The 25,932-nt window shown below is 62.8% G+C and carries 22 protein-coding genes; 8 read left to right on the top strand and 14 right to left on the bottom strand.

The genetic code is table 11. The features are described from left to right. Positions 1–14: 14 nt before the first annotated feature. The 7 genes from iolB to BZG29_RS12420 form a co-directional block, all read right to left on the bottom strand. The gene (gene iolB / locus BZG29_RS12450) at positions 15–809 is read right to left on the bottom strand and encodes a 5-deoxy-glucuronate isomerase (protein ID WP_077403026.1); all 795 of its coding nucleotides are present in this window, start codon (positions 807–809) and stop codon (positions 15–17) included. Then, positions 806–1,720, bottom strand: coding sequence for a myo-inosose-2 dehydratase (gene iolE / locus BZG29_RS12445; RefSeq protein WP_077403024.1), 915 nt, complete (start codon positions 1,718–1,720; stop codon positions 806–808). The genes iolB and iolE overlap by 4 nt, the downstream gene beginning before the upstream one ends. A gap of 1 nt (position 1,721) precedes the next feature. Further along, on the bottom strand, positions 1,722–3,575 hold the full coding sequence (gene iolD, locus BZG29_RS12440; protein ID WP_077403021.1) for a 3D-(3,5/4)-trihydroxycyclohexane-1,2-dione acylhydrolase (decyclizing): 1,854 nt from the start codon (positions 3,573–3,575) through the stop codon (positions 1,722–1,724). After that, entirely contained in the window at positions 3,572–5,518 is a 1,947-nt protein-coding gene (gene iolC, locus BZG29_RS12435) for a 5-dehydro-2-deoxygluconokinase (protein ID WP_077403017.1), read from the bottom strand. Before iolC ends, iolD begins: the two co-directional genes overlap by 4 nt. An 8-nt stretch (positions 5,519–5,526) precedes the next feature. Beyond that, the gene (locus BZG29_RS12430) at positions 5,527–6,312 is read right to left on the bottom strand and encodes an ATP-binding cassette domain-containing protein (protein WP_077403014.1); all 786 of its coding nucleotides are present in this window, start codon (positions 6,310–6,312) and stop codon (positions 5,527–5,529) included. A gap of 3 nt (positions 6,313–6,315) precedes the next feature. Then, entirely contained in the window at positions 6,316–7,437 is a 1,122-nt protein-coding gene (locus BZG29_RS12425; protein ID WP_077409079.1) for an ABC transporter permease, read from the bottom strand. Positions 7,438–7,607: 170 nt separating this feature from the next. Further along, on the bottom strand, positions 7,608–8,612 hold the full coding sequence (locus BZG29_RS12420; protein WP_092802645.1) for a sugar ABC transporter substrate-binding protein: 1,005 nt from the start codon (positions 8,610–8,612) through the stop codon (positions 7,608–7,610). A 293-nt stretch (positions 8,613–8,905) separates the two neighbouring features. On the opposite strand from BZG29_RS12420, the gene BZG29_RS12415 reads away from it, so the two are divergent. The 3 genes from BZG29_RS12415 to BZG29_RS12405 are packed head-to-tail and all read left to right on the top strand — an operon-like array spanning position 8,906 to position 11,814. Then, positions 8,906–9,772 carry a MurR/RpiR family transcriptional regulator gene (locus BZG29_RS12415; protein WP_034757651.1) on the top strand — a complete coding sequence of 289 codons (867 nt, stop codon included), beginning with the start codon at positions 8,906–8,908 and terminating at the stop codon, positions 9,770–9,772. Next, entirely contained in the window at positions 9,765–10,757 is a 993-nt protein-coding gene (gene iolG, locus BZG29_RS12410) for an inositol 2-dehydrogenase (RefSeq protein WP_077403012.1), read from the top strand. Before BZG29_RS12415 ends, iolG begins: the two co-directional genes overlap by 8 nt. A 34-nt stretch (positions 10,758–10,791) precedes the next feature. After that, on the top strand, positions 10,792–11,814 hold the full coding sequence (locus tag BZG29_RS12405; protein ID WP_077403009.1) for a Gfo/Idh/MocA family oxidoreductase: 1,023 nt from the start codon (positions 10,792–10,794) through the stop codon (positions 11,812–11,814). A gap of 15 nt (positions 11,815–11,829) precedes the next feature. Here BZG29_RS12405 and BZG29_RS12400 read toward each other — a convergent pair whose 3' ends face one another. Both BZG29_RS12400 and BZG29_RS12395 read right to left on the bottom strand, forming a co-directional pair. Next, positions 11,830–12,177, bottom strand: coding sequence for a DNA-binding protein (locus tag BZG29_RS12400; protein WP_077403006.1), 348 nt, complete (start codon positions 12,175–12,177; stop codon positions 11,830–11,832). Further along, the gene (locus BZG29_RS12395) at positions 12,134–12,496 is read right to left on the bottom strand and encodes a type II toxin-antitoxin system RelE/ParE family toxin (RefSeq protein WP_077409078.1); all 363 of its coding nucleotides are present in this window, start codon (positions 12,494–12,496) and stop codon (positions 12,134–12,136) included. Before BZG29_RS12395 ends, BZG29_RS12400 begins: the two co-directional genes overlap by 44 nt. A gap of 239 nt (positions 12,497–12,735) precedes the next feature. Between BZG29_RS12395 and BZG29_RS12390 the strand changes: the two genes are divergently transcribed. The 3 genes from BZG29_RS12390 (at position 12,736) to BZG29_RS12380 (ending at position 16,740) form a co-directional block, all read left to right on the top strand. Continuing rightward, positions 12,736–13,953, top strand: coding sequence for a hypothetical protein (locus tag BZG29_RS12390; RefSeq protein ID WP_077403003.1), 1,218 nt, complete (start codon positions 12,736–12,738; stop codon positions 13,951–13,953). A gap of 25 nt (positions 13,954–13,978) precedes the next feature. Beyond that, the gene (locus BZG29_RS12385; protein WP_077403000.1) at positions 13,979–15,004 is read left to right on the top strand and encodes a ParB/Srx family N-terminal domain-containing protein; all 1,026 of its coding nucleotides are present in this window, start codon (positions 13,979–13,981) and stop codon (positions 15,002–15,004) included. Between the two features lie 77 nt (positions 15,005–15,081). Further along, positions 15,082–16,740: a ParB-like protein gene (locus BZG29_RS12380; RefSeq protein WP_150130886.1), complete on the top strand. Its 1,659-nt coding sequence runs from the start codon at positions 15,082–15,084 to the stop codon at positions 16,738–16,740. Between the two features lie 71 nt (positions 16,741–16,811). On the opposite strand, the gene ugpC is transcribed toward BZG29_RS12380, so the two are convergent. The 5 genes from ugpC to BZG29_RS12355 form a co-directional block, all read right to left on the bottom strand. Then, a complete protein-coding gene (gene ugpC, locus BZG29_RS12375) occupies positions 16,812–17,921 on the bottom strand; it encodes a sn-glycerol-3-phosphate ABC transporter ATP-binding protein UgpC (protein WP_077402994.1) in 1,110 nt (369 codons plus the stop codon). A 9-nt stretch (positions 17,922–17,930) separates the two neighbouring features. Then, positions 17,931–18,800 carry a carbohydrate ABC transporter permease gene (locus BZG29_RS12370; RefSeq protein ID WP_077402991.1) on the bottom strand — a complete coding sequence of 290 codons (870 nt, stop codon included), beginning with the start codon at positions 18,798–18,800 and terminating at the stop codon, positions 17,931–17,933. Next, the gene (locus tag BZG29_RS12365) at positions 18,797–19,681 is read right to left on the bottom strand and encodes a carbohydrate ABC transporter permease (RefSeq protein WP_034777935.1); all 885 of its coding nucleotides are present in this window, start codon (positions 19,679–19,681) and stop codon (positions 18,797–18,799) included. The genes BZG29_RS12370 and BZG29_RS12365 overlap by 4 nt, the downstream gene beginning before the upstream one ends. 116 nt (positions 19,682–19,797) lie before the next feature. After that, the gene (locus tag BZG29_RS12360; protein WP_077402988.1) at positions 19,798–21,051 is read right to left on the bottom strand and encodes an ABC transporter substrate-binding protein; all 1,254 of its coding nucleotides are present in this window, start codon (positions 21,049–21,051) and stop codon (positions 19,798–19,800) included. Positions 21,052–21,295: 244 nt separating this feature from the next. Beyond that, on the bottom strand, positions 21,296–22,585 hold the full coding sequence (locus BZG29_RS12355; protein ID WP_077402985.1) for a carbohydrate porin: 1,290 nt from the start codon (positions 22,583–22,585) through the stop codon (positions 21,296–21,298). A gap of 346 nt (positions 22,586–22,931) precedes the next feature. Between BZG29_RS12355 and BZG29_RS12350 the strand changes: the two genes are divergently transcribed. Both BZG29_RS12350 and BZG29_RS12345 read left to right on the top strand, forming a co-directional pair. Then, entirely contained in the window at positions 22,932–24,845 is a 1,914-nt protein-coding gene (locus tag BZG29_RS12350) for a glucokinase (protein ID WP_077402982.1), read from the top strand. Next, positions 24,829–25,914 carry a LacI family DNA-binding transcriptional regulator gene (locus BZG29_RS12345; protein WP_077402979.1) on the top strand — a complete coding sequence of 362 codons (1,086 nt, stop codon included), beginning with the start codon at positions 24,829–24,831 and terminating at the stop codon, positions 25,912–25,914. The genes BZG29_RS12350 and BZG29_RS12345 overlap by 17 nt, the downstream gene beginning before the upstream one ends. The last annotated feature ends 18 nt before the right edge of the window (positions 25,915–25,932 follow it).

Here is a 25,932-nt window from a genome sequence, read left to right as displayed (position 1 = left end):
TGTCTTGTCCTTGGTTATTTCGTCATCAGCCAGTCATGGGCCGGGTCGTTTTTAAAGTGCCACACGCGTTTCGGGCCGGCCATCACGTTCAGGTAATAGCCGTCGTAGCCATATGGCACGGTGACGGGGTGGTAGCCCCTGGGCACCATCACCACGTCGTGGTTTTCCACGGCCATGGCTTCATCGATGGAACGGTCATCCGTGTAGACGCGCTGGTAGGCAAAGCCCTGCTCGGGGTGCAAGCGGTGGTAGTACGTTTCTTCCAGCGAACTTTCCAGCGGGATATTGTCATCGTCATGCTTGTGCGGCGGATAGCTGGACGAGTGGCCGGACGGCGTGACCACCTCGACCACCAGCAAGCCGTCGGCTTCCTCCGTCTGCGGCAGGATGTCGCACACATAGCGGGTATTGGCGCCCTTGCCGCGCACGGAGCGCGTCATGCTGGCCGGTTCGATCAGGCGTGCCGGACGGTGCGTCGTGGCCGGTGCGCTGCACAGGGCCACTTCCGCGGCGTTCACGGCCGTGATGCCGACCGTGGTTTCCAGCGGCACATACACGGCATAGGGCGAGACGTCCTCGAAGACGCTGGCGCGCTTGCCGATGGCTTCCCAGGTCTGCTCGCCCGCCTGCACGGTGACCGTGCCCGTCAGCACGACGAGGCACAGCTCGCGGCGGCCCGTCTCCAGGCTGATGTGTTCGCCGGCCTGCAACCTGTGCGCGGCAAAGCCCACGTGCGTCCAGCCGGCGGACTCGGGCGTGACCTCGACGATAGTCTGTCCCTGCCCCGCTTTCACCAGCAGCGGGCTCATGCCGCCTCCCGGCCCAGGCGCGGAATCGCGTCGACCAGGCGTGCCAGGTAATCGTGGCCCATCTTCGCGTATTCATAGCTGGGCGCCACGGCCGGGTCTTGCTCCGCCTCCACCACCAGCCAGCCTTCGTAGCCGTGCAGATACAAGCGCGTCAGGATGGCCGGGAAGTCGATGCAGCCGTCGCCCGGCACGCTGAAGGCGCCGTTGATGACGGCCTGCAGGAAACTCCAGTGGCCATTGCGGGCCAGTTTCACCACATTCGGGCGCACGTCCTTGCAATGCACGTGGCAAATGCGATCGATATGTTTATTCAGCACCGCCAACGCGTCGCCGCCGGCAAAGGTGATATGACCCGTATCAAACAACAAGCCGACTTCCGGCCCCGTCAGGGCCATCAGTTGATCCACGTCAGCCGGCGTTTCCACGTAAGCACCCATGTGGTGGTGGTAGGCCAGGCGCACGCCGTGGTCGAGCAAGTGTTTCGCAAACGCCGTGAGTTTATCGGCGTAGTCCTGCCATTGCTGCTGCGTCTGGAAACGCGGACGTTTATATAACGGGCGGGCTTCGCCCTGGATCGCATCGGCCACTTCGCCGTAGACCATGACGGTGGCGCCGCTGTCGGCAAGCAAGCGCAAGTGCGATGCGACGGAAGCGATCTCCTCTTCGACGCTGCGGTGCGCCAGCCGGCCCGAATACCAGCCGGAGACGCAGGCAAGATTGTATTTACCCAGCACGGCGTTCAGGGCCGGGGCATCTTTCGGAAACTTGTTGCCCAGCTCAAAACCCACGTAGCCGATCTCGGCGCCCTCTTTCAGCGCCGTTTCCAAAGGCGTCTCGCCGCCCAGGCTGGGCAAATCGTCGTTCATCCACGAGATCGGGTTGATGCCGATCTTCACATTCCATGTAGTCATTTCAATTCCTTTGTTTCAGGCGATCGTTTTCATAACGGGCACGGGCAGCTTGCACGCCGGCTTGCGTCGAGACTTCGGGCACGGCCACTTCCCACCAGCAACCACCCTCCTCGGTCGTGCGCGTGTCGTCCGTATTGATGCAGATCAGATACGTGCGCGCAGCGGCGCGGGCGCGCAGCATGGCTTGCTCCAGTTCTGCGATACTGGCCACGTGCTCGCTCAAGGCGCCCAAGGATTGCGCATGCAGGGCGAAGTCGATGCGGGGTGCGCTGTCGGGCAACATATTGTTGAACGAGGCATTGCCGCACGCCTGCTGCAGGCGGTTGATGCAGCCGTAACCCCGGTTGTCGAGCACGACGATGATGAGTTTTTTATCGAGCATGACGGAGGTGGCGATTTCCGAATTCATCATCAGATAACTGCCGTCGCCCACCATGACGATGACTTCGCGCTCGGGTTTGGCCATCTTGACGCCCAGGCCGCCGGCGATTTCATAGCCCATGCACGAATAGCCGTATTCCATGTGGTAGCCGCCCGGCGTGCTTGTTCTCCACAGTTTATGCAGTTCGGCCGGCAAGGTACCGGCCGCGCAGACGACGATGTCGCGGGTGGTGGAGTCAAGTGAAGAGCGCTGCACGGCGCCGATGACTTCGCCGTCGTACGGCAAGCCGGCGACTTCCCGTTTGCCGGTGATGGCCAGCACGGTCTCGCGCCACGCGCTCCCCGCCTGCTGCGCCCGCTCCAGCCACTGGCCCGCGCTGTTCCAGTTGCCCAGCAGCCGCGACAGTCCCTGCAAGCCAAGTGTCGCGTCCGCCTGCAGGCCCAGGCCACGGCGTTTCAGCGCATCGAAAGCGTTGACGTTCAGGCTGACCAGTTGCGCTTGCGCAAACAGGGAGTTGGACCCCGTCGTGAAATCCTGCAAGCGCGTGCCGACGGCCAGCACCACGTCCGCCTGCGCCGCCAGCGCGTTCGCGGCGGGCGAACCCGTCACGCCGATGGCGCCCAGCTGCAGTGGATGATCCCATGGCAAGCTGCTCTTGCCGGCCTGGGTTTCCGCCACGGGAATACCGTGCCGTTCGGCAAACGCCTGCAAGGCGGCGCCGGCCTGGCCGTACAACACGCCGCCGCCGGCCACGATCAGCGGCTGTTTTGCATTTTTCAGCAAGGCGGCCGCCTCTTCCAGTTCCTGTTCGATGGGCGGCACGGCGCGGAAACGCACGACTCTCGGTTCGAAAAAGTCGACCGGATAGTCATACGCCATCGTCTGCACGTCTTGCGGCAGGGACAAGGTCACGGGGCCGCAGGCGGCCGCGTCCGTCAAGGCGGCGATGGCGCGCGGCAAGGCGGTGAGCAATTGCTCCGGATACACGATGCGGTCGAAGTAACGCGACAGCGGCTTGAAGGCATCGTTGACGGAAACGCTGCCGTCGCTGGCATCTTCCAGCTGCTGCAACACCGGGTCCGGCGCGCGCGAGACGAACACGTCGCCGGGCAAGAGCAAGACCGGCAGGCGATTCACGTGGGCCAATGCTGCCGCCGTCAACAAGTTGGTGGCGCCGGGACCGATGGAACTGGTCACCGCCATCATGCGCCGGCGCATGTGCGCTTTCGCATAGGCAATGGCCGAGTGCGCCATCGCCTGTTCATTGTGGGCGCGGTAAGTCGGGAAACTGTCACGGTACTGGTACAGCGCCTCGCCCAGGCCCGCCACGTTGCCGTGGCCAAAGATGGCAAAGGCGCCGCCGAACAGGGGGATCAAGGAACCATCGCCCTCCTCCGTGCGCAGGGCGGACAGGTAGCGGACTAATGCCTGCGCCATGGTCAAGCGGATGGTTTTGTGCATGGTGGCGCTCATGCGGCACGCTCCAGGCGGTTGCGCGTGCGCTGCCACAAGCTGATCAGCTGCTCGAAGTTGGCGCGCACTGCGGCGATCAGGCCTGCATCGTCGAGTTCCCCGGCCAGCCAGCGGCGGCTCGGTTCCTGGAAGATGGTGCGTCCGACCATGAAGCCGCGGCACGTCGTGCTGGCACTGGCCTGTTCAAAACTGGCAGCCAGTTTGTCGATGGGCGCGTTCAGGCCCAGCAAGACGACGCCACGGCAATACGGATCGCGCTCGTGCACGAGGGCATCGATGGCTTGCCATTGCTGGGCCGACATGCTTTCCAGCTTCCACCATTCCGGATAGATGCCCAGGTTGTACAGGCGTTTGACGGCGCGCAAGACCGTGTCGTCGCCGTGCGGCAAGGAGTCCGACGGTATGACTTCGAGCAACAGTTCGTGACCGCTCACTTGCGCGGCGTCATACAGGGCCTTGATCTGCGCTTCCTGTTCCAGCCGGTTTTCCACGGCGTCGTCCGGATGCAGTTGCACCAGGCACTTGATCACGTGTTCCTTCGGCCAGCTGAGCAGGTGCGAACCGATGGAGCGGCCCCAGTCGAACTGCAACGGGTTCGATCCCGGCAATTCCACGGGACGGCCGATCCACCAGCCACGGCCCGTCGCATCGTTGAGCGCGTCGACGCCATAACGGCCATCGATCAGCACGCCCGTCTTGCCGGACAACTGCAAGGCCGTTTCCGTCTGCGCCACGGCTTGCACCATCAATTGCTTCAGGGCGCAGATACGCGATTCGGGCGCGCCCGCTTGTTGCGCCAGCTCAAAGAATTGCGTACGGTGATCGAACGCGAACACGCACAGCTCATTCCACTGTTTGCGCGCCACCGTCGTGCGGTGCAGGCGCGACAAGGTGGCGTCCTGGTCCGGCTGCGTCAGTTTCGTCGCATTGGCCAGGAAATAGTCGAGTTCCACGGGCGACGGCATGGCCGGCGCGCAGCCATGCCGCGACACGACGAGGGCGCCGCAGCCATTCGCGTAGCGGCAGCACGCCTCGTAATCCTCGCCGCGCAGCCAGCCTTTCAAAAAGCCGGACAGAAACGCGTCCCCGGCACCCAGCACGTTCAGCACTTCCACGCGCACGCCGCGGTAGTTATATGCATCGTCGAGACTGGCCGGCACCACGCTGTCGATGACGGCGCTGCCCAGCGGGCCACGCTTGACGACCAGGGTCGCCAGGGTGGCGGCCCGCACGGCGCGCAAGCTGGCCATGATGTCCGCGCCGCCGCCGGCGATCATGAATTCCTCTTCCGTACCGACGATCAGGTCGAACTGCGGCAAGATCGCCTGCAGATGTTTGGTGACGCCTTCGTTCGAAACGAAACGCGTTTCGCCGTCCGCCTTGCCCGACAAGCCCCACAGCACGGGCCGGTAATCGATGTCGAGCACGGTGCGCACGTTGTTGGCGCGGGCCAATTTCAGGGCCTGCATGCTGACGGCGTGCATGGCGCTAGTCGAGAAATGCGTGCCGGTGATCAACAGCGCCTTGCTGGAAGCGATGAAGGCAGCATCCACCAAGGATGCGTCGATGGCCATGTCGGCGCAGTTTTCACGGTAAAAGATGAGCGGAAAGGTGTTCTTGTCCTTGATGCCCAGCATGACGAGGGCCGTCAGGCGGTCGCGGTCGATGCCGACGTGACTGACGTCGCAGCCCTCTTTCGCCAACGTATCAGTGAGGAAACGGCCCATGTGGTCGTCGCCCACTTTCGACAGCATGGCGGACTTCAGGCCCAGCCTGGCCGTGCCGAAGGCGATATTGGCGGACGAGCCGCCCAGGTATTTGGCGAAACTGGTCGCGTCTTCCAGGGAGCTGCCAATCTGCTGCGCGTACAGGTCCACGGCCAGGCGGCCCAGGCAGATGACGTCCAGCGCGCGGCCCTGGGCAAATTGTGTCGGGTTATTCATGGTTATCCTTAAATCGTGACACCGTCGAGTTCAGCCATCAGCGTTTGCATTTCCGCACCGCCCGCCATCATGTCGAGTACTTCATCCTTGGAAACAGTTTCCTTGGTGTAAGTACCCAGCGATTTGCCCCGGTTCAAGAGGGTGAACGAGTCGCCCACGGGGTAGGCATGGTGCACATTGTGGGTAATAAAGATCACGGACAGGCCCCGTTCGCGCGCCTTGTAGATCAGTTTCAGCACATTGAACGACTGTTTCACGCCCAAGGCCGCCGTAGGCTCGTCGAGGATCAGCACGCGCGCGCCGAAGTGGATGGCGCGGGCAATGGCCAGGCATTGCCGCTCGCCGCCCGACATGGTGCCCACGGCCTGGTGCGGGTCGCGCACCATGATGCCCATTTCGGCCAGCTTGTCGCGCGCCGTGGTGGCCGCATAGTCCATATCCATCACGGGCAGCACGCCAAACATTTTTTTGATCGGTTCGCGGCCCATGAAGAAATTGCGCGCCACGGACAGCAATGGCACCAGCGCCAGGTCCTGGTAGACGGTGGCCACGCCCAGGTCCAGCGCTTCCTTCGGCGAATTGAAACTGACGGGCTGGCCATCGACCAGGTATTGGCCATCGGTGGGCTTGTGCACGCCGGCCAGGGTCTTGATCAGGGTCGACTTGCCGGCGCCGTTATCGCCCAGCAGGCAATGCACTTCACCCGGTTTCAGGCGCAAGGTGACGTTTTGCAGGGCGATGACGGAGCCGAAGCGTTTGCTGATGTTTTCCAGCGCAAGGATGTATTCGCTCATGGCTTATCTCGCTTCCGTGACACGGGCACGGACAAAGTTGTTGAACAGTACCGCGATCAGCAGCATGACGCCGAGGAAGACGCGGAACCAGTCGGAATTGATATTCGTATAAGTAATGCCGATCTGCACCACGCCGAAGATCAGCGCGCCGAAGCAGGCGCCGACGACGGAACCGTAGCCGCCCGTCAACAGGGCACCGCCGATGACGGCCGCGATGATGGCTTCGAATTCCTTTTGCATGCCGCGGTCGGCGGCGGCCGATCCCACGTCAAATACTTGCAATGTGGCAAACAGGCAAGCGCAGAAGGCCGTGAAGACGAACAGCGAGACCTTGATGGTTTTCACGGGCACGCCCACATTCTTGGCCGCGTTGGCGTCGCCGCCGACGGCAAAGATCCAGTTGCCGATGCGGGTGCGGGCCAGGACAAAGCCGGACACGAGCGCCAGGCCGGCCCACCAGACGATGACCTTGGGGATGCCCTTGACCAACGGCGCGCCATTGTCGAGCGCCGTGATCCAGCCGGCCTTGGCCATCCAGGCGAACAACGAGGTGCCCACTTCGCCATGGAACAGGGTCATGGCCAGCCAGTCGTCGGCGGCCAGCGCGCCGATGCCGCTGACGATGGTGCGGTTGGCAAACATGATGGACAGGGCCAGGGTCAGGCCGCGCAGGATGAACAAAAAGGCCAGCGTGACGATAAACGAAGGCAAGCGCGTCTTGATGACGAGGTAGCCGTTGAGCCAGCCCAGCGCCATCGAACCGGCAAAGGCGAACAGGATGGCGGCCCACACGGGCCAGTGGAAATACACGGAAGGGATGGCGATCATCATACCGGCAAAGCCGATCATGGAGCCGATCGACAGGTCGAATTCTCCGGCGATCATCAATACGCAGGCGCCGATGGCGATGATGCCCAGGTAGGCGGCCACTTGCGCCCAGTTGATCACGCCGTCGAGGTTGAACATGCCGGAATCGCCGGCCGTCAGGATGAAGAAGGCGAACACCAGGATGGCGCCCGAGATCGAGGCGAATTCCGGGCGGCTGAACAGCCGCTTGAGCCAGCTGACCTGTCCCACGCGCTCATCAAAGCCCTGCTTTTGCGGCGGCGTGCCCGAGGCGGCCATGCCGCCCTGTTCCACGCTGAATTTCACGGTACTCATGCTATGTCTCCCTTGATTTATAGCAACCTGCCAGCCTCGACAACAATTCCAGGGCGGCAGGACCCGCGCGCCGGCAAGCTTGGCCTGCGCACGGGGACAACAACTAAGTATTAATTGAATTGAAAAGCGGGTGCTTAACGGAACTGGCCGGCGTATTTCTCTACCTTGCCGATATTGTCCTTGGTGACATAACCAGGACCGGAACCGATATGGCGCGGGCCATATGATGGTGCCAGGCCATATTCGGCCAGGCGCGCCTTAAATTTGGCGTTATTGATCAGCTTTTCGCGCACCTTGGCCAGGTCCGTGGTCTTGTCCTGCTTCATGATGGCCAGCACGGCAACGGGGATGTAGCCTTGCAGGTAGGGCTGCTGGTCGATGGCGAACTGGATGCTGCCATCCTTGATGCCTTTCGAGATTTCATCGGACAGGTCGAACGTGGCGAACCACATCTTGCCCTTCAAGCCCATCTTTTCCAGCGCCTTCAGCGAAGCGTGGGCCGAGGTGGGCCCCAGCGCCAGCACGGCCTGGGTTTTCGGGTTGTTGCGCAGGTAGGCGCTCAACTTGCTTTCGATGGTGGTCGGATCTTCGCCCGCATCCAGCGTGGCGGCCTTGAAATCGACGCCGATGGCTTCGGCAAAGCCGCGGCAGCGCTCGAACGACGATGGATTCGTCGCGTAATGGTTGACGCAAACGAAGGACTTGATGCCGGCCGCCTTGGCTTTTTCGCCGGCGCCCTTGCCTGCCTCGTATTCAGGCTGGCCCACGTGCATCACGGCGCCCAGCTGCTCGCTTTGCGCCAGGGTGCCGGAGTTGATGGTGACAAACGGAATCTTCTTGGCGGCAACGAGGCCCAGCGGTTTTTGCAGCACGCTGAAGTCGGCGATGCTGACGATCACGCCGTCGTAGTTGCGAGCAGCCGATTGTTCGACCAGGCGCGCCATGTCGGCCAGGTCGCCATTCGGCGGGTTGCGGTAGTCGACGGTGACATTGAAGTCTTCACCTGCTTGCTTGACGGAATTTTTGATCGTATTCCACCAGGAATCGGAATCGGGCGCATGGCTGATCAGCACGAATTTCTCGCCCGCCGCGTGGCTGGCGCTCATGCCCAGACCCAGTCCCAGGCCGAGTCCCAGCATGGCCAGGCTCTTCAGAAATCCCTTACGCTTATTGCTTTGCATGAATGTCTCCTTGAAGGATTAATTTTTATAGTTGCCAGCTTTTGAAGCGTGTCAGCGGGGAACCGGAAAACCGGCAAGACCCGATGCACTGCGCACAGCTTAGGCCACAAAAAAGACAAATGCAATAAAATTTTCAAAATAAATTTAAATAGAAAATCATTTCTATTTTCTGGATTCACTCCTATAATTCTCGCCAGAACCAGCCGCCGCAATCATGTTGCGCGGCCTAGCAAGCAACCGAGGAAAACACCATGGCAGCCACCGCCCCCATCGAACAGCTGATGCAGCACATTGCCGCCGAGTACGACAACCTGTCGCGCCAGCTGAAAGTCATCGCGCAATACATTGAAAAGCACCGCGCCAGCCTGATGCTCGAACGCATCAGTGACATCGCCGCCGCCTGCGACGTGCAGCCGTCGGCCATCGTGCGTTTCGCGCAGCGCTTCGGCTACACGGGCTTTTCCGAAATGCAAGATGTGTTCCGCCAGGCATACACGGACCAGGCCGGCGCCACGCCCGATTACCAGCAACGCATCCGCAAGCTCATTTCCACGCGCGACGCCGCCCTCAGCGCGGGCGACCTGACGCGCGAATTCGTCGGCGCCAGCCGCGCCGGCCTCGACGACCTGGCGGCAGGCCTCGACGACGCGCAGCTGGAAGCGGCCGTCAACCTGCTGTTGAAAGCGGAAAACATCTATGTGATCGGCGTGCGCCGGTCGTTTCCGATCGCCTCCTACATCGCCTACGCGCTGGAACACACGGACAAGCGCGTGCACCTGATTAGCGGACTGGGCGGCATGCACCGCGAACAGATGCGCAGCGTGCGCGAACGCGATGTGGCGATCGCCATCAGTTTCTCGCCTTACGGCAAGGAAACCCAGCAGTGCATCAAGGCCGCGCAGGACAAGGGCGCCAAGGTCCTGGTGATTACCGACAGCAAGCTGGCCCCGCTCGCGCGGGCCGCCGACGCGCTGCTCACCGTCACCGAGGGCAGCGCCTTCGCCTTCCGCTCGCTGACCAGCACCATCTGCCTGTGCCAGGCGCTGTTCATCGCGCTGGCATACAAATTAGAGCTCGACATCGAAGAAATCCACACCCCAGGAGAACATGATGATTGAAGTAGCGTTATTCGGCGCCGGACGCATCGGCAAAATCCACGCGGCCAACCTGGCTGCCCAATCCGGCATACAGTTCAAGTACGTGGTCGACGTCAACCAGGAAGCGGCCGCCGCCCTTGCCGGCTTGCACGGCGGCAGCAGCGCGACTGTCGAAGCGGCGCTGGCCGACCCGGCCATCAAGGCCGTCGTCATCGCTTCCAGCACGGATACGCACGCGGACCTGATCCTGCGCTCGGCCGCCGCCGGCAAGGCCATCTTTTGCGAAAAACCCGTCGACCTGACGATCGACCGGGCGCGCGCCTGCGCCGCCGCCGTCAAGGAAGCCAAGGTGCTGTGCATGCTGGGTTTCCAGCGCCGCTACGACCCCACCTTCAATGCCGTCAAGACACGGATTGAGGCGGGCGAGATCGGCACGCCGGAGTTGCTCATTGTGACCAGCCGCGATCCGGGGCCGCCACCCGTGAGCTACATCAAGGTCTCGGGCGGCATCTTCAAGGATATGCTGATCCACGATTTCGACATTTTCCGCTGGATACTCGACGATGAAGCCGTCAGCGTGCACGCCACGGGCAGCTGCCTCGTCGACCCGGCCATCGGCGAGGCTGGCGATCTGGACACGGCCGTCGTCACCATCCGCACGGCGAAAGGACGTTTGTGCCAGATCAATGCCTCGCGCCGCGCCGCCTACGGCTACGACCAGCGCTTCGAAGTGCTGGGCAGCGCCGGCATGCTGCAGGCGGGTAATCACAAACCGACGGAAGTGACGGCCTATGGCGCCGTGAACGTCAGCGTGGACAGGCCGGAAGATTTTTTCCTGGAACGTTATCGCGTGGCTTACGCGCAGGAAATGGCGCACTTCTTCGACGCCCTCAGCCACGGCACGCCGCTGCGCACCACCGTCCACGATGGCTTGAAGGCGCTGGAACTGGCGGAAGCGGCTACCCTGTCGTGGCGCGAGGGTCGTGTCGTGACCCTGGCGTCGTAACTTTATAAATAACAATAAAAAATCTGGAGACACCATGTCATCCCCAACATTAAAAGTCGGCATCGTCGGCCTGGGCCGGCTGGGCCAGCGCCATGCCATCAACCTGGCGCAGCGCGTGCCGAATGCCGAAGTCGTGGCCGCCTGCAGCCCCGTGCAAGCCGAACTGGACTGGGCCGCCAGCCAGCTCGGCATCACCAACGGTTATGCCGATTACGACGCCCTGCTGGCCCACCCGGGCCTGGACGCCGTCTTCCTCGTCACGCCCACCTCGCTGCACGCGGAGCAGATCATCGCCGCCTTGCGCGCCGGCAAGCACGTATTTTGCGAAAAGCCGCTGTCGCTGGACCTGGCCGACTGCCTGAAGGTGGAAGCGGAAGCGGCGCGCCACCCGCAGTTGACCGTCATGATCGGCTTCGTGCGCCGTTTCGACGCCAGCTACCATGACGCGCAGCAAAAGATTGCTCAAGGGCTGATCGGCAAGCCGTACCTGGTGCGTTCGCAAACCTGCGATCAGAACGACCCCAGCGGCGCCTTCATGCGCTTCGCCCCCACCAGCGGCGGCATCTTCCTCGATTGCAGCGTGCACGATATCGACCTGGCGCGCTGGCTACTGGGCAATCCCGTGCCCAAGCGCGTGTACGCAAGCGGCACCAACGCCATCCACACGGGCTTGCAGGCGTTCGGCGATGTCGACAATGGCCTGGCGACGGTCGAGTTCAGCGATGGCAGCATGGCCAGCTTCATGGCGTCGCGCACCATGGCGCATGGCCATGAAACCCTGACGGAAGTGTTCGGCACGGGGGGGCGCCTGGCCGTTGGCAGCAATCCGCGCCTGAACAGGGTGGAAATCTCGGACGCGCATGGCGTGCGCAACGAATGCACGCCGGACTTCTATGCCCGCTTCGCTGACGCCTTTTTGATCGAGGCGCAGGAGTTTACGGATGCGGCGCTGGGCCGGCGCACCCTGTCCTTGACCTTGCACGACGCGACGGAAGCGACGCGCATCGGCCTGGCCATGACGCAAGCGATGCGCGAAGCGCGGCCCGTGGAGTTTTAAGCCAAAGGCAGGGACTCAGGCGGCCGGCGCGGAAAATGGACGTTCTGGCTGCCTGGGCTCCACGGCCAGCCGCAAGCCCATGGCATCGAGGATGGCCGTCAAGGTGCTCAGCGAAGGATTGCCATCGGGCGACAAGGTGCGGTACAGCTGGGTGGGATTGAGCTTGGCCGCCTGCGCCACGGCGGGCACGCCGCCAAAGGCGCGCGTCAGCTGGCGCAGCACGGCCAGCAGTTCGCCATGGTCGCCATCGACGAGGATATTGTTGATCAATTCGAGGGCGAGATCGGGATCGTCGCGGTACAGTTCGGCCATCGCCTCGTCATGCGAGCGGTCTCTCGGTGGTTTGCTTAGTTCCTCTTTCATGTCCTCTCTCCTTCCAGTCGTACCAGCAGGCACAGGCGTATTCGATATCTTTCGATTGGGTGCGCTTGTCGCCTCCGCACAGCAATAAAATGATCTGTTCCCCGGCAATGGCGTAGTAAATACGGTAGCCGGCACCCACATCGATGCGCAATTCCCTCACGCCATCGTGGCAAAACTTGTGGTCGCCAAAATTGCCGGGAATCATGCGCAGCACGCGCCGCACGATGGCCACCCTGGCCGTATTGTCACGCTGGCGCTTCAGCCACTCCGTATATAAATCCCTGCCCGATGACGTCAGATAGTGCCGGATCTCATACATCATATTCGTCCATAAACGAAGAAAAATCAAGGGGAAAATCACGTGTATGCGAAAAAAGAAGACCACGCCATCTTGCGGCCAAACCGCGTGACGCAGGTGCTGAATGCCGGGATTTCTGATGCATATCAAGATGTCGTTCCTCAGTTACGGTAGAGAAATGATGTGGCGCGCACACGCCTCACGCGCATCCGATTGCGCTATACAATAAGCGCTGCCCAACCGCGAGAAACCCTGCCGCCATGACGAACAACGACAGCAACTCCCCTTCCCTCGCCGACGTAGCCGAACGCTACGTCAAGCTGGTCCTGGCCATGGGCCAGCACGACGCCTCGTATGTCGACGCGTATTACGGCCCGCCCGCGTGGCAGGCAGCAACGGTCAAACAACCACAGAGTTTGAGCGATATCAAAGATGGCGCAAACGCGGCGCTGGCCCTGCTGGCCGACGCCTCCTGCCTGCGCGCCCTCAACCTGCGCAAGCAGTTGCAAGCCGTGCTGGCCAAGGCGGACATGCTGCAAGGGACACGCCTGGATTTCGACACGGAAAGCGCGCGCCTGTACGACGCCGTCTCGCCCCACCACAGCCGCGCATATTACGCAGAACTGGTGGCGCAGATCGATGCCCTGCTGCCTGGCGACGGCACTGTCAGCGACCGGGTCAACGCCTTGCGCGCGCAACTCGTCATTCCCGCCGACAAGCTGCGCGCCGTCATGGATGCGGCCATCCGCGCGGGCCGCGAACGCACCTTGCAGTACATCGCCCTGCCCGAAGGCGAGGATTTCGTGCTGGAATTCGTTACCGACAAACCGTGGAGCGGCTACAACTGGTACAAGGGCAACTACCAGAGCGTGATCCAGATCAATACCGACTTGCCCGTGTATATCGACCGCGCGGTCGATCTCGGCTGCCACGAAGCGTATCCCGGTCACCACGTCTACAATGTGCTGCTCGAGCGCGACCTGGTGCGCGGCAAGGGCTGGATGGAGTACTGCATCTATCCGCTGTACTCGCCGCAATCCTTGATCGCCGAAGGCACGGCCAATTACGGCATCGAACTGAGCTTTACAGATGCAGAACGGCTGGCATTCGAACAGCAGGTGCTGTACCCGCTGGCCGGCCTCGATCCTGCGCTGGCGCCCCGCTACGCACAGCTGAACCAGTTGCTGGCCAAACTCGGCTACGCCGACAACGACATCGCGCGCCAGTACCTAGAAGGCAGCCTGAGCCGCGAAGAAGCGCTGGAATGGCTGGTCAACGTGCGCCTGTATCCGGCCGAAAAATCCGCGCAGCGCCTGCAGTTCTACGACGCCATGGGTGCCTATGTGATTAATTACAACCTGGGTCAGGACATGGCGAAAGCGTATGTGGAACGCCAGGGCGCGACGCGCGCCGAGCACTGGGCCGCCTTCCGCGACCTGATGTCCTCGCCGCGCGTGCCCAGCGCGCTGCTGGAATGAGGCACAAACGATAAAGGAGAGTCGCATGCACGTCACGCACACTGCCAGCGCCCTGCTGCTGGCGCTTTCCGTCAGCAATGCGGCACTGGCCCGCGATGCCGCCGTCGCGCCCGCCCTCAGCGCGCGCCAGCAGGCGCTGATGGCGACCGTCACGGGCAGCGCCGCCCATCCGCGCATCCTGCAGGTGCGCCTCGATGAACTGCACCCGACCCAGCCGGCCATCGGCTACGACCAGGTGTACTACAAGCTGGGACGCTATGCGGCCGAAGAAAAACACATCGCCGACATCGCCAAGCCAAAGAAATTTGCCGACCTGTGCGAAGCCAATGGCCAGGGCGACGTCTTGCCCGGCACGGCCAATGTCGTCGGCGCCACCCTGGCCACACCGCCGGCCGGCTACCGCTGCAAGGCGGCCGTGGGTAGCCGTCCCGATGACATGAAGACTGTCGTCATCGGCCCGCGCGGCACGGTATACCTCACCGATGGCCACCACACATTTTCCACTTTCTGGGATGCCGATGGCGGGCGCAACCACCAACTCAAGGTGTGGGTCAAGGTCAGCGACAATTTCAGCGCGCTGGGCGAAGCGGCCTTCTGGGCCCGCATGCGCGCGGAAAACAAGGTATGGCTGAAAAACGGCCGGAACCAGGCCATCACGCCTCAGCAGCTGCCGTCCGCCATCGGCCTCGCATCCCTGGGCGACGATCCATACCGCTCGCTCGTCTACTTTACGCGCGAGATCGGCTACAAGCCGCCCGACCAGGCCACGGAATTTCTCGAATTCTACTGGGCCGACTGGCTGCGCCGCAAACCGGCGCTGGACCTGGCGCGTGTCGACCTGCGCGATCCCGCCGCGTATGCCAGCACCATCCTGCTGGCGGCGCAGGCGATGGTGGCGCTGCAACCGGCAGAGCTCGTCAGTGGCGGCAAGCGGGCGGCGGATCTTGGCGCACTGCGCGAAATCGACCACGCAGCGTTCGACGAACTGACCGAAGACAAGGGCAAGCTGGGCTACGCCATCGACTACCGCAAGTCGCTGCTGCGTCAGTAACATCCAGGCGTGTCATCATCCTGACATCTGCGCCCGCTAGCATGTCGGCACTTTTCAGGCCGACATCACGGGACACCATGTACAAGCACAGCATCCGCCGCAGCACCTTATCGATTGCCATCGCCCTCGCGCTGGGCGCCAGCCTGGCCGCCTGTGGCGGCAAAGACGATCGCGACACCAGCACGGCGCCCGTCGCCCCGGTGGACTCCGTCACCCCGGCACGCATCCTGAACGTGGTAGCGGCCACCGGCAAGGCTGTGGCGAATGCCTCCGTCGCCGTGCTCGACGCCGGCAAGAATGTCGTCGGCAGCGGCACCACAGACGCGACAGGCAAGGTGGCCATCACCCTGGCTGCCACGGCGAAGGCGCCCTTCCTCGTCTCCGTCACGCCGGCAGGCGGCACCACCCTGTACGCGCTGTCGCTGAAGGAAAGCGCCGTCAACCTGACCCCGCTCACCTCCGTCATCGCCATGCAGTTGCTGGGCAGCATCCCCTCAAGCGCGTCCCCCGCCAGCCTGGCCGCCATCGATGCGGCCAGGCTGCAAACGGCGCAGACGCAGCTGGGCACGGCCCTGGCGGCGCCCCTGCAAACCCTGGGCATGGCGGCCAACTATGATTTCGTCAATGGCGCCCTGACGCCGAACAGCAAGGACCCGGCCGACGTCCTGCTCGACAACCTGCAGGTAAAACAGAGCGGCACGGATATCGACATCGTCAATGCCAGCGGCAGCATCGTCGCGCAAATCATCGATGGCGGCGCGCCGCTCGCCACCGGCAAGAGCGTGCTGGAAACGCCGCCCGTGCTCAGCGCGCGCCAGCAAGTGCTGGCCGCCACGGCTGCCGGCACCGATGCGGCGCCCATCTTCCTGCAAGTATCGCTCGACGAACTGCATCCCACGCAGCCAGCCGTCGGCTACGACCAGATTTACTACAAGCTGGGCCGCTACGGCGCGGAAGACCTGGTCATGGCCAAGACCAACAAGCCGAAGAAATTCGCCGAACTGTGCGAAGCCAATGGCCAGGACGACGTGGTGAGCAAGACGGCCAACGTGGCCGGCGCCACCCTGAGCAATCCACCGGCCACGTTCCAGTGCAAGTCCGCCGTGGGCACCAAGCCGGGCGACATGAAAACGGTCGTCATCGGCCCGAACGGCACCCTGTACCTGACGGACGGCCACCACACGTTCAGCGCCTTCCGGGATGCCGACAATGGCCAGAACCTGCAGTTGAAAGTGTGGGTCAAGGTGACGGACAATTTCAGCAAGCTCAGTGAATACGATTTCTGGGCGCAGATGAAGAAGGTCAACAAGGTCTGGCTGAAGGACGGCGGCAACAAGGCCATCGCCACCAGCCAGCTGCCCGCATCCATCGGTTTGAAGTCGCTGGGCAACGACCCGTACCGCTCGCTCGTCTACTTCACGCGCGACGCCGGCTACGTGGTGCCGTCGACGGCCACGGAATTCCTCGAATTCTACTGGGCCGACTGGCTGCGCACGCAGCCCGGCATCGACCTGGCCAAGACCGACACGCGCGACGTTGCCAGCTACATGGCCACCATCAAGAGCGCATCGACGGCGATGGCGGGCCTGAAGGCGAACGATATCGTCAGCCGCGGCGTGACGGCGCAAACCCTGGGCTGGACGGGCGTCTTCAGCCAGGCGGCGCTGGACGACCTGGTCACGCCGACGGGCAAGCTGAGCTACGCCATCGCGTATAAAAAATCGCTGACCAAGTAAGCGCGGCGCAAACGACAACGGCCCGCCTGTCAGCTGACAGGCGGGCCGTTTTTATGGGCAGCGTCGCTTGCTTACGCGATGCGTTCACCATTCTCCGGATCGAACAGGGCCGCTTTCGACAGGTTGAACGACAGCTGCATGGTCTGCCCTGGCAGCACGGCTTCGCGCGGATGCGTGCGGCAGGTGACGGCGGCGCCGTTCAGGCGCGTCGTCAGCAGCGTATCCGGACCGGTCGGCTCGACCAGGTCGATCAGGCAACCCAGTTCCTGGCCCACGTCGCCGTGCGCGCTGCTCATGTCCGTGATCTGCTCCGGGCGCACGCCCAGGATCACGTCGCGGCCAGCATAGCTGCGCAGCTTGTCGGCGGCGAACGGCAAGGCCAGGCGCATGCTCTTGCCCGCGTTGTCGATGGCGGCAAACACCTCGTTGCCCTCGACGACAGGTTTGACGGTGATGAAGTTCATCGATGGCGAGCCGATGAAGCCGGCCACGAACAGGTTGGCCGGATTGTCGTAGATTTCCTGCGGCGTGCCCAGTTGCTGCACCACCCCATCCTTCATGACGGCGATCAAATCGCCCATGGTCATCGCCTCGATCTGGTCATGCGTGACGTAGACGATGGTGGCCTTCAGGCGCTGGTGCAGCAGCTTGATCTCGGCGCGCATTTCCACGCGCAGCTTGGCGTCCAGGTTCGACAGCGGTTCGTCGAACAGGAACAGCGACGGCTTGCGCGAGATGGCGCGGCCCATGGCCACGCGCTGACGCTGCCCGCCGGACAGCTGCGCCGGGCGGCGGTCCAGCAAATGCGTGATCTGCAGGGTTTCGGCGACGCGGGCGACGATTTCTTCCTGCTCCGCCTTCGGTACCTTTTTCACGTTCAGGCCAAACGCGATGTTTTCGCGCACCGTCATCGACGGGTACAGCGCATACGACTGGAACACCATGGCGATGTCGCGGTCCTTCGGCGGCAGGTCGTTGACCACCTTGCCGTCGATGAGGATTTCGCCCGACGTGACGCTTTCCAGGCCGGCCACCATGTTGAGCAAGGTCGACTTGCCGGAGCCGGAGCCGCCGACGAGGATCAGGAACTGGCCATCCTTGATCTCGATGTCGATGCCTTTCAAGACTTCGACGCCATTCGTGTACACCTTGCGGATGCTGCGTATCGATAAACTGGACATATTCTTTCCTTAACCTTTGACTGCGCCTGCGGTCAGACCGCGCACAAAATAACGGCCTGCGACCAGATAGACCAGCAGGGTCGGCAGCGCGGCAATCACCGCGGCCGCCATGTTGACGTTGTATTCCTTCACGCCCGTGGACGTGTTAACCAGGTTGTTCAAGCCCACCGTGATCGGCTGCGAATCGCCGCTGGCGAAGACGATGCCGAACAGGAAGTCGTTCCAGATCTGCGTGAATTGCCAGATGATGCAGACGACGAAAATCGGACCCGAAATCGGCAGCACGATCTTGCGGAAGATCAAGAAGAAGCCGGCGCCGTCGATGCGGGCCGCCTTGATCAATTCTTCCGGCACGCCGATATAGTAGTTACGGAAGAACAGGGTCGTGAACGCCGTGCCATACACCACGTGGACGAAGACCAGGCCGGTAGTCGTGTTGGCCAGGCCGAATTCGCCCAGCAGGCGCGCCATCGGCAGGATCACCACCTGGAACGGAATGAAGCAACCCACCAGCAGGGCGGCAAACAGGATTTCCGAACCGCGGAAGCGCCAGTGCGCAAATACATAGCCGTTGAAGGCGCCCAGGAAGGTCGAGATCAGCACGGCGGGAATCACCATCTTGATCGAGTTCCAGAAGAACGGCTGCATGCCGTCGCAGGTGACGCCCGTGCAGGCCGACGACCAGGCCTTGGACCAGGAATCGAACTGCCACACGTGCGGCAGTGCCAGCAGGTTGCCGCTGCGGATCTCGTCGAGCGACTTGAACGACGTCGACAGGGTCACGTACAGGGGCACGATGTAGTACACCGCAAACAGGATCAGCAGCAGGTATACAACCACCCGTCCGAGGGTGAGGCGATTATTGGGGGTAGGTGTCATCTCATCGCCTTTGCGCTGCGCGTTTCCAGGTACATCAGCGGCACGAGCACGGCCACGATGGTGGCCAGCATCATCATGGCCGATGCCGAGCCCAGGCCCAGCTGGCCGCGGGTGAAGGAAAACTGGTACATGAAGATGGCCGGCACGGACGACGAGTTGCCAGGTCCGCCAGCCGTCAATGCGATGACCAGGTCGAAGCTCTTGATGGCGATATGCGCGAGGATCAGCAGCACGCTGAAGAACACGGGACGCATGGCGGGAATCACGATGCGCCAGTAGATCGTCGGCAGCGATGCGCCATCGACTTGCGCCGCCTTGATGATTTCATCATCGATGCCGCGCAGGCCGGCCAGGAACAGGGCCATGACGAAACCCGACGATTGCCACACGCCGGCGATCACCACCGTGTAGATGGCCATGTCGGAGTTCACCAGCCAGTCGAAGGTAAACGAGGTCCAGCCCCAGTCGTGCATGACCTTTTCCAGGCCCAGGCTGGGATTGAGCATCCATTTCCAGGCCGTGCCGGTGACGATGAAGGACAGCGCCATCGGATACAGGTAGATGGCGCGCAGCGCGCCTTCGGCGCGGATTTTCTGGTCCAGCAGGATGGCCAGGAACAGGCCGATGGCGATGCTGCAACCGATGAACAGGACACCGAAGATGCCGAGGTTCTTGAGCGAGGTCCACCAGCGCTCGTTGTCGAACAGCTCGTAATATTGCACCAGGCCGGCGAACTCGTAGTTCGGCATCAGCCGCGATTCGGTCAGCGACAGCCAACCGGTCAAAAAGATAAAACCATAGACGAATACCAGGCTGGCGATGAGCGTGGGGCCCAGCACCATCTGCGGTATCCATCGGTCGAATTGCTTGCGTATGGACATAGGACAGCCGTAGAAGTAAAAACTGCGTGTGGCGCCGGCCCGGCCGAAAGCCAGGGCGGACGCCTGCGATGCATGCGATGCAGCGGGCGCCGGCGGGAGTGCCGGCGCCGTCGTGATTACTTCACTTTTGCCGCTTTGGCCAATGCAGCAACCGCGTCTTTCGAGCTCATGTTGGTGTTCATGAACTTGGCGATGACGTCGGTCACGGCGCCTTGCGTGGCCGATGCCAGCGCCATGCCGTGGGCGAACGATGGCACCAGGCCGCCGGTCTTGTTGGTGGCGTCCATGTCTTCCATCGATTTCAGGGCGCAAGCGTCAAACTTGTCCTTCGATACGCCGGAACGCACGGGGATGGAACCCTTGTTCAGGTTGAAGATCGACTGGAACTTCGGATTCATGATGGCGTTGGCCAGGGCGATCTGCCCTTTCTTCGCATTCGCATCCTTTTGCGTGAACATGGCAAACGAATCGATGTTGAAGGTATAGGCCTTGTCCGTGCCTGGCGCTGCTACGCACAGGTAGTCCTTGCCCGGCACCTTGCCGGCAGCCGTGAACTCGCCCTTGGCCCAGTCGCCCATGAACTGGAAGCCGGCCTTGTTGTTGATGACCATGGCGGTGGCCAGGTTCCAGTCGCGGCCTGCCGCATCCTTGTCGATGTAGGTCTTCACCTTGCCCAGGGTGTCGAACACCTTGAGCATGGTCGGGCCGGTCAATTCCTTCTGGTCCAGCTTGAGGATGGCCTTTTTGTAGAATTCGGTGCCGCCCACGCCCAGCGCGACGGATTCAAACACGGTGGCGTCCTGCCATGGCTGGCCGCCGTGGGCGATCGCGATGCCGCCCGATTTCTTGATTTTCTCGGCCGCGTCGAAGAACGCATCCCAGGTGGTCGGGGTGGTGGCCACGCCGGCTTTTTTCAGCACTTCCGGATTGACCCACATCCAGTTGACGCGGTGGACGTTGACGGGAGCGGCAACGTAGTGGCCCTTGTATTTCATGATGTCGGCGACGACTTTCGGCAGCACGGCATCCCATTTGCCTGGAATGGCGGCATCATCGATATTGGCCAGCACGCCTTCCGCGCCCCACTCCTGGATCGATGGGCCCTTGATCTGGGCGGCCGTTGGCGGATTGCCGGAAATGACGCGGGTTTTCAGCGCGGTCGCGGCGTTTTCGCCAGCGCCGCCAGCCACGGCGAAGTCTTTCCAGCCGAAGCCGCTTTCCTTCACGATTTGCTGCAACTGGCCCACGGACTTCGCTTCGCCGCCGGAGGTCCAGTAGTGCAACACTTCCACGTCGGTCGCAAAGGCGCTGCCGGCGAATGCCAGGGTGGTCAACGCGGCCAGTTGGGTAATCTTGAATTTCAGTTTCATCTCCACATTCCTTTTTTGATCAAGCTTTTAGGGGGCTTCGGCATACGGGGGCCGAAAAAGGTGAAATCTGCGCCTGTACCGGCGCTCTTGTGCTCAGACCCGCTTGCAAACGGGCATCATCTTGGTGTAAAGACGGCGCCGTGATCCATGAAACGACTACATTGCATTTATATCACGGGACGGCGCCAAAAACGCATCCGCGAAGGATGCGCCAGGTTGATCTAGACTGACTACGCCTGCAAACTTAGAACCAAGTTTCCACCTGGAAACCATAGGACGTGCCGCTGGTATTGTTGTTGTAGATCGGGCCGCCGTTGTTCGACGCATTGACCGAGGCGGTGGCCGCATCGTTCCATTTGCCGTAGGTCACGAAAGCGCGCAGTTCAGGACGCGACCACAGGCCAGGGCCGGCCGAGATCGTCGGCGCGATGGTCAGCTTGGTCAGCCGCTTGGCTGGCTGGCCGCCCGCTTGCGTCACGCGGTCCGTGCCCAGTTCGCCCACCAGCTTGAAGTTGTCGGTGAATGCGTACACGGGACGCACGCCGACCGAGGTCCAGGTCGACGAACCCTTGGCGTTCGACTCGTCTTTTTGCCACAGGGCGACGAATTCCATGCCGAAGTTGGCCATCGGCTGGATCGCCATGTCATTGAAGATGCGCGTGCGTTTCACGTCCGAACCCAAACCGGTGTCGCCCGAAGCGCCGAACTGCGCGCCCTTGCCGGTGCCGGGACCGACGCCGTACTGCACGCCGAAGGTATTGCCGCCGCCAAACACTTTACCTTGACGGTGGAATGCCGACAGCTGCCAGCCGTTGTGCTTCTTGCCAAAAGCGTCGTTGTCCTTGCCTTCGCCGATGATGTAGGTCGCGGCCAGGTCCAGCGTGCCGTTTTCATTCACGGGGATTTCACCGTAGATGAAGTTCTGGCGCACGGCCGACTTGGTGCCACGAATGGTACCGTCATCATTGAACTCGTTGAAGTCGTTGTCCTTGAAGAAGGCATACGAGAATTTACCCGGGCCAGCGGGAATGCGGTCCAGGCCGGCGCCCGTGCCGTTCATGTTGATATATTGCAAGTCCAACATGTGGATGTCAGGACGGTAGTAGAAGCGTTTGCCGATCCAGGCCGTGCCGCCGTTCAGGAAATCGAGTCCCTGCGCTTCGACGTAGGCCTTGACGATGCCCAGCTTGTTGTCGCCGAAATCCGAGTTTGGCGCGTAAGCGTTGACCCAGATGGTGGCCAGGTAGTTCACGCCGCCGGACTTGGCGACGGACTTGGTGTAGCCGAATTCCGTGTAGGCGTCGCACTCATTGCCCAGACGGTATTTCATGGTATTGCCGCCCAGGCCGAAGCAGCCTTGCGAACCGCCGTCGCCCGACGTATTGCTGCCGGCGCCGGCGCGCAGGTAGCCGTGGAAGCCTTCGGAGTCGGATGGGTACATCGGGTCGGCGGCAGCGGAACCGCTGGCGATGGCTAAGACGATGGCAGCTGGCAGTGTTTTCAACACGGCCTTCAACATGGTGCGATGCAGCATGGTAAGTCTCCTCAGTAATTTATTTTTTATCTAGTCATTCGTGGCCGAATGTACTGGCCAGAATTCTTTCCAGCAGGGACATAGTAACTATACTACGAACAAATATCAACATATTATGTTGTAATCCTACGACTACTCTGCGACACTTTATTTGCGTACCGACAGGCGCATTGACTGCCCCGTTTTTTCCGCTGGCGCCGCCCGTTTCCGGCACTGCGGGCAAGCATTTACGCAGGCGTCCCGCATTTTTCGGCACGCGGCACGTATACGAATTAAAATCCTTGGTTTTTGCCATAACGACAGTGCGCCGCCACGACAGCGCACGCAGACGAGACTAGGCACCGCCATGAAAATTGATGAAAAAATGGAAGTAGCAGGCAGCGATCCGGCGGAGCGTTTCAGTGAAGGGCCACGCTTGCTGGCCGACATCGGCGGCACCAACGCGCGCTTCGTGCTCGAAACGCGCCAGGGCCACCTGGAAGCGGTCGCCGTGCTGCCCTGCGACGACTACGCGTCGCTGCTCGACGCCATCACCGCCTATATGGATAGCAGCGAGGCGCGCGCCGCCGGTTCGGCGCGCGTGCGCCATGCGGCCATCGCCATCGCCAATCCCATCGACGACGACAATATCCGCATGATGAACCATCACTGGTTCTTCTCGATCGAGGCCATGCGCGCCACGCTGGGCCTCGACACCCTGCTGGTGGTGAATGACTTCACGGCGCTGGCCATGGCCCTGCCCTATCTGCGGCCCGACCAGCGCCTGCAGATCGGCGGCGGCATGGCGCGCGCCGACAGCGTCATCGGCCTGCTCGGTTCGGGCACGGGCCTGGGCGTGTCGGGCATGATCCCTGCCGAAGACCGCTGGATCGCGCTGGGCAGCGAGGGGGGCCACGTCAGCTTCGCGCCCTGCGACCAGCGCGAGATGGACGTGCTGTCCTTCGCCTGGCGCGAACTGTCGCACGTCTCGGCCGAACGCCTCGCTTCCGGGCGCGGCCTGGAACTGATCTACCGCGCTTTGTCCGAACGCGCCGGCAAGCCCGATGCGCTGCCGCTGCTGGCAGCCGAAATCACCAGCCGCGCCCTGAACAATGAATGCGACGTGTGCCTCGAAGCGGTGGACTGCTTCTGCGCCATCCTCGGCTCCATCGCCGGCAACGTGGCCATGACCCTGGGCGCGCTGGGCGGCATCTATATAGGCGGCGGCATCGTGCCGCGCCTGGGCCCCCTGTTCGAACAGTCGCAGTTCCGCGCCCGCTTCGAGCAAAAAGGCCGCCTGAACGAATACCTGGCGCAGATTCCCACCTTTCTGATCACGGCCGAACTGCCGACTTTCCTCGGCATCGCCGCCATCCTGGCGCAAAAGCTCAAGCGCGCCCATACCGGCGCACCCGTGCTCGAATCCGTGCGCCAGGCGCGCGGCAGGATGAGCCCCTCGGAATGCAAGGTGGCCGACTGGGTCCTGAAGGAACCGAACGCCATGCTGACCCTGCCGATCGCCGAAATCGCCCAGCGCGTCGGCGTGAGCCAGCCGACCGTGATGCGCTTTTGCCGCTCGATCGGCGTGCAGGGCCTGGCCGATTTCAAGCTGAAGCTCGCCTCCGGGCTGACGGGCGGCGCCATCACGGTGGCCCACTGCCACGTGGAGATCTCGGATTCCGACGCCGAACTGGCGCGCAAGGTACTGGGCAATAATGCCTCGGCCGCGCTGGCCCTGCGCGACATGCTCGACGTCAAAGCGCTGACGGCCGCCATCGAACTGCTGCGCGGCGCGCAGCGCGTGGAATTGCTGGCCGTGGGCAGCGCCCGCGTGGTGGCCGACGACATGCAGCACAAATTGCTCAACCTGGGCATCGTCAGCAGCTTCTTTGCCGACCCGCAGGCGCAGGAAATGAGCGCCGCCATGCTGAAACCAGGCGACGTGGCGCTGGTCATTTCCCGTTCCGGCGCCCTGCCCGACCTGCTGCGCACCGTCAAGGTGGCGCAGGGCTGCGGCGCGCGCGTGCTGGCGATTACGGCCAGCGGTTCGCCGCTGGCCAAGCTGGCCGACGTGCTGCTGACATTGAACCACCCGGAAGGCAACCTCAATTTCGTGCCCATGATTGTGCGCCTGCTGCAGCTCATGATGCTCGATATCCTGTCGGTGGGACTGGCGCGGCGCGACACGGCGCAGCGCACCAGCGCCGCCGAACTGGAAGAGGGGCAATTGCACGGCATGCGCATCAGCGGCAAGCTGAAATTCGGTGGCCACCTCGAATAAGGCGGCGCACGCCGCCCCCGACACCGCCAGCGGCGCCACCGTGCACGACGTGGCGCGCCTGGCCGGCGTGTCGGCCATGACGGTGTCGCGCGTGATCAACGGGCGCGCCAGCGTCAGCGCGGCCACGCGCGACAAGGTCGAGGCGGCGATCGCCAGCCTGCGCTACCAGCCCAACCTGGCGGCCAGGGCGGCCCGCACCGGCACCCTGCGCATCGGCCTGTTGTACAGCAATCCGAGCGCGGCCTTCCTCAGTGAATTTCTAGTTGGCGCCATGGATCAATGCCGCCAGGGCGGCGGCCAGCTGCTGCTCGAACGCTGCGAAGACATCGACAGCCAGCGCGCCGGCATCGATTGCCTGGTGGCGGCCGGTGTGGACGGCATCCTCGTGCCGCCGCCCCTGTGCGATTCGCCGGAAGTGCTGGCCCAGCTGAACCGGATGGGCATCCCCGCCATCGCCGTGGCCACGGCGCGCCCCTCGTCCGGCGTATCGGCCGTGCGCATCGACGATTACGAAGGCGCGCTGGCCATGACGCGCCACCTGCTCGCGCTGGGCCACCGCGACATCGGCTTCATCGAGGGCGATCCGGCGCACACGCCCGCCCTGCTGCGCCGCCAGGCCTTCGAGGACGCCATGCGGGAAGCGGGCTTGCGGGTAGCGCCGCACAGGGTAGCGCAAGGTTACTTTACGTATCGTTCGGGTCTCGATGCGGCGCGCCAGCTGCTGGCGCACGCACCGCATCCCAGCGCCATCTTCGCCAGCAACGACGACATGGCCGCCGCCACCCTGGCCGTGGCGCACGGCATGGGCTTGCAGGTACCGGCGCAATTGAGCGTGTGCGGCTTCGACGACACGCCCGTCGCCACCACGGTCTGGCCCGAGCTGACCACCATCCACCAGCCCATCGCCGACATGGCGCGCGCCGCGGTCACCCTGGTGATCGACGAAATCCGCCAGCGCCGCGCGGGCGAAACGGCGCCCGCCACGCATCATTTGATGGCGTTTACCCTGATGCAGCGGGCGTCGACGGGGGAATGCCCTCCAGTGGGGCACATTCCGGCCGCGAAGTGACTGCCCCCACTAACCCGT

The organism is Janthinobacterium sp. LM6, from assembly GCF_002002885.1.
GTDB lineage: Bacteria > Pseudomonadota > Gammaproteobacteria > Burkholderiales > Burkholderiaceae_D > Janthinobacterium > Janthinobacterium kumbetense.
This window is presented reverse-complemented; position numbering and strand designations above follow the sequence as displayed.

What these genes read in the sequence shown, in the direction of transcription:
- iolE (WP_077403024.1), bottom strand. Translation starts at nt 1,720, where the DNA reads ATGACTACATGGAATGTGAAGATCGGCATCAACCCGATCTCGTGGATG.
- iolD (WP_077403021.1), bottom strand. Translation starts at nt 3,575, where the DNA reads ATGAGCGCCACCATGCACAAAACCATCCGCTTGACCATGGCGCAGGCA.
- BZG29_RS12400 (WP_077403006.1), bottom strand. Translation starts at nt 12,177, where the DNA reads ATGAAAGAGGAACTAAGCAAACCACCGAGAGACCGCTCGCATGACGAG.
- BZG29_RS12355 (WP_077402985.1), bottom strand. Translation starts at nt 22,585, where the DNA reads ATGCTGCATCGCACCATGTTGAAGGCCGTGTTGAAAACACTGCCAGCT.
- BZG29_RS12390 (WP_077403003.1), top strand. Translation starts at nt 12,736, where the DNA reads ATGACGAACAACGACAGCAACTCCCCTTCCCTCGCCGACGTAGCCGAA.
- BZG29_RS12365 (WP_034777935.1), bottom strand. Translation starts at nt 19,681, where the DNA reads ATGTCCATACGCAAGCAATTCGACCGATGGATACCGCAGATGGTGCTG.
- iolB (WP_077403026.1), bottom strand. Translation starts at nt 809, where the DNA reads ATGAGCCCGCTGCTGGTGAAAGCGGGGCAGGGACAGACTATCGTCGAG.
- BZG29_RS12380 (WP_150130886.1), top strand. Translation starts at nt 15,082, where the DNA reads ATGTACAAGCACAGCATCCGCCGCAGCACCTTATCGATTGCCATCGCC.
- BZG29_RS12420 (WP_092802645.1), bottom strand. Translation starts at nt 8,612, where the DNA reads ATGCTGGGACTCGGCCTGGGACTGGGTCTGGGCATGAGCGCCAGCCAC.
- BZG29_RS12385 (WP_077403000.1), top strand. Translation starts at nt 13,979, where the DNA reads ATGCACGTCACGCACACTGCCAGCGCCCTGCTGCTGGCGCTTTCCGTC.
- BZG29_RS12350 (WP_077402982.1), top strand. Translation starts at nt 22,932, where the DNA reads ATGAAAATTGATGAAAAAATGGAAGTAGCAGGCAGCGATCCGGCGGAG.
- iolC (WP_077403017.1), bottom strand. Translation starts at nt 5,518, where the DNA reads ATGAATAACCCGACACAATTTGCCCAGGGCCGCGCGCTGGACGTCATC.
- BZG29_RS12360 (WP_077402988.1), bottom strand. Translation starts at nt 21,051, where the DNA reads ATGAAACTGAAATTCAAGATTACCCAACTGGCCGCGTTGACCACCCTG.
- BZG29_RS12370 (WP_077402991.1), bottom strand. Translation starts at nt 18,800, where the DNA reads ATGACACCTACCCCCAATAATCGCCTCACCCTCGGACGGGTGGTTGTA.
- ugpC (WP_077402994.1), bottom strand. Translation starts at nt 17,921, where the DNA reads ATGTCCAGTTTATCGATACGCAGCATCCGCAAGGTGTACACGAATGGC.
- BZG29_RS12430 (WP_077403014.1), bottom strand. Translation starts at nt 6,312, where the DNA reads ATGAGCGAATACATCCTTGCGCTGGAAAACATCAGCAAACGCTTCGGC.
- BZG29_RS12415 (WP_034757651.1), top strand. Translation starts at nt 8,906, where the DNA reads ATGGCAGCCACCGCCCCCATCGAACAGCTGATGCAGCACATTGCCGCC.
- BZG29_RS12395 (WP_077409078.1), bottom strand. Translation starts at nt 12,496, where the DNA reads ATGTATGAGATCCGGCACTATCTGACGTCATCGGGCAGGGATTTATAT.
- iolG (WP_077403012.1), top strand. Translation starts at nt 9,765, where the DNA reads ATGATTGAAGTAGCGTTATTCGGCGCCGGACGCATCGGCAAAATCCAC.
- BZG29_RS12425 (WP_077409079.1), bottom strand. Translation starts at nt 7,437, where the DNA reads ATGGCCGCCTCGGGCACGCCGCCGCAAAAGCAGGGCTTTGATGAGCGC.
- BZG29_RS12405 (WP_077403009.1), top strand. Translation starts at nt 10,792, where the DNA reads ATGTCATCCCCAACATTAAAAGTCGGCATCGTCGGCCTGGGCCGGCTG.